Source organism: Pseudoalteromonas sp. S16_S37 (assembly GCF_014694405.1).
In the GTDB taxonomy this organism is placed as follows: domain Bacteria; phylum Pseudomonadota; class Gammaproteobacteria; order Enterobacterales; family Alteromonadaceae; genus Pseudoalteromonas.
Genome location: NZ_JAAUWV010000220.1, coordinates 1 through 338 on the forward strand (window position 1 = coordinate 1; position 338 = coordinate 338).

Consider the following 338-nt stretch of genomic DNA (forward strand, 5'->3'; position numbering starts at 1 on the left):
CTAGGAGGTTGGCTTAGAAGCAGCCACCCTTTAAAGAAAGCGTAATAGCTCACTAGTCGAGTCGGCCTGCGCGGAAGATGTAACGGGGCTAAACATACCACCGAAGCTGCGGCTGCGAATATACCACCCAAACTATTTTAAGATTAACGTTGACGCACGAAGTGCCCAACGGTCAAGCGTTCAACCTGTTGAGTTGGACAGAGATAGTTTCGGGGTATATTCGCGGGGTAGGGGAGCGTTCTGTAAGCCGTTGAAGGTGTACCGGGAGGTATGCTGGAGGTATCAGAAGTGCGAATGCTGACATGAGTAACGACAATGCGGGTGAAAAACCCGCACGC

1 rRNA gene is annotated in these 338 nt (G+C 51.5%); it reads left to right on the forward strand.

Going from position 1 to position 338, the window contains the following annotated elements:
- Positions 1–338 (forward strand): 23S ribosomal RNA (locus tag HC733_RS22705); the annotation flags it as partial.